At 34.2% G+C, this 1,963-nt stretch carries 3 protein-coding genes; all 3 read right to left on the bottom strand.

From position 1 onward, the window contains the following. Window positions 1-310 precede the first annotated feature (310 nt). On the bottom strand, window positions 311-778 hold the full coding sequence (locus H5202_RS21505) for a DUF2846 domain-containing protein (RefSeq protein WP_182773841.1): 468 nt from the start codon (window positions 776-778) through the stop codon (window positions 311-313). A gap of 251 nt (window positions 779-1,029) precedes the next feature. Then, window positions 1,030-1,449 carry a hypothetical protein gene (locus H5202_RS21500; protein ID WP_182773840.1) on the bottom strand — a complete coding sequence of 140 codons (420 nt, stop codon included), beginning with the start codon at window positions 1,447-1,449 and terminating at the stop codon, window positions 1,030-1,032. A gap of 82 nt (window positions 1,450-1,531) precedes the next feature. Beyond that, window positions 1,532-1,963, bottom strand: a 432-nt coding sequence (locus H5202_RS21495) for a GNAT family N-acetyltransferase (RefSeq protein ID WP_336244829.1), incomplete at its 5' end; no start/stop codon positions are given.

Here is a 1,963-nt window from a genome sequence, read left to right as displayed (position 1 = left end):
GAAGTAGCATCTGCCACTGAGTAGTTGTTCTGTATGTTTTCATCACCTGCTCCAAATTTATCATTGAGCAGGTATTTTTAGACAATCAGAACATCGATGCTAGGTGTACTTCGCTAGACGCATACACTGTAACAGCTCATATAGCATTCGCTAGAATGCTTACAAAGAAGGCGTGTGGCATCAAAGTAAAGTTATTCAAAAAGGGGCCGGGTAACTGCCAACGATAATTGATTACAGTATGCATTACCCCCCAACGAATAAGGAACGACAAGTGTGATGGTAAGATATCCAATTTAACGGGACAGGACGATTATTTAGTTTTCTTTAATTCTATTAGTTCACTCAGTGCAAATGACTCTTTTATCAGCCCAAAACCATAAACACCTGAGACAGAAATAACACTACCATAAGCACCAACATCATTAAACTCTGCAGATAAACGTACAAAGTAGTTTTTATTTGCTTCAAATTCATACTCAATAGTCATTTCCTCTGCACGCCAATTAGACATGAAAGCCCCTTGTTTTACAGTGAGTTTATGAGTACCTAAAGGTAACGTTATAACCTCATAACCACCATTACTAAGATCAAAGCGATCAACGCCATCAATTTGGATGGTTGGTGCAGCAGCGCCATCTAACATAGCCCAAGGTCGATAGATATAAATGTTTGCTTGATTCATATCTAAACTTTCTAATTGGCTGAATTTTGGACCTGTAGCACTGCATGCTAAAAGAAGTAACAACGCAGATACTATAATAATTATTTTGTTGAACATTTACATTCTTCCTATCTGAAAACTAACGCCTAAATTACGGGAGAAACTGTTCGGCTATATTGTTAACGCCAGAAAAAGCCAAAAAATTTCTTATTATCTAATTATTTATATTTCAATATAAATCCGTCTAACTTCAGAACCCCTCTTAATTACTAATAATTTTAGAGTCCTTAAAGAAGCAATATAATGTGGCAAAGAGTAATAATCTAAAATGTTCGAGTAACGAGTGAAGTTAATTATTAGTCACCATTTTAAATAGCCTTTACACGATATCTAAATGCAAGAGTTAACAAATATAGTCCTATTATAAAATCTATCACACCACAAAACTCTGGCCACCAAGAAGGTGTTCCTGCATTAATAAAGAATATATCATGACCAATATCGTAAATACCATGTAATATGAAGCCAAAACCTAATAAATTGAATTTGTAAAAATCACTGTATTTTATAGATAAAAAAGCTAAAACAAAAAAAACCAAACCACCCAGTAATTCTAAAAATAATACCTCATACTTGTTACTATAAACAGCAAATAGAAAATAATAGAATGGAAATGTAATAAGTAAAAGTGAATATCCAAATTTACTATATTCAAGTCTACTTTTCTTAAATCGCAATATGACAAAGACGGAAATGACAATCCCGACGATAAATGCAATTATATTCATAGTTTCTCCCGGATTCAACTCCGAAGTGCGACACTCGCCAAATTAAGCAACTTATTGGCTGACGTTTATTTATTATTAAGTATTAAACTTTATACACATATGGGTCATAACGTTCCATAAAAGTGTCTGGTTTACTAAGGCTAGTAAAGCCAAACTTTTGATACAACCCGTGAGCATTAGACGTTGCCAGCGTTAACCTTCTGATACCCTTTACCGAATCATGATCAATAACTGCTTGCATCAATAGCTTTGAAATTCCATTCCCTCTAAATTCGGGCCACACAATAACATCGACCAAGTTACCAAAGGTCGCTCTATCTGTAATTACCCGACAAAATCCCACCTGTACATCATTCAAATATGCACCTATACACACTGAATGTTCAATCGAATTTAGAACTGTTTTAAGGCTTATCCCTTGAGCCCAAGTACTACTTTCAGTGAGAAAACAATGTATTTTTTCTATATTAAGCAAAGCCTTATTATCACTAATGATGATTTCATTCATATTATT

The sequence above is a fragment of the Shewanella sp. SG41-4 genome (genome assembly GCF_014164505.1).
Taxonomy (GTDB): Bacteria; Pseudomonadota; Gammaproteobacteria; order Enterobacterales; family Shewanellaceae; genus Shewanella.
The sequence above is the reverse complement of the archived record's forward strand: the minus strand, read 5'-3'. Positions and strand labels throughout refer to the sequence as shown.

Bases quoted from the DNA above. Each gene is read 5' to 3' on its own strand.
- H5202_RS21505 (WP_182773841.1), bottom strand. From the start codon at position 778: ATGTTCAACAAAATAATTATTATAGTATCTGCGTTGTTACTTCTTTTA.
- H5202_RS21500 (WP_182773840.1), bottom strand. From the start codon at position 1,449: ATGAATATAATTGCATTTATCGTCGGGATTGTCATTTCCGTCTTTGTC.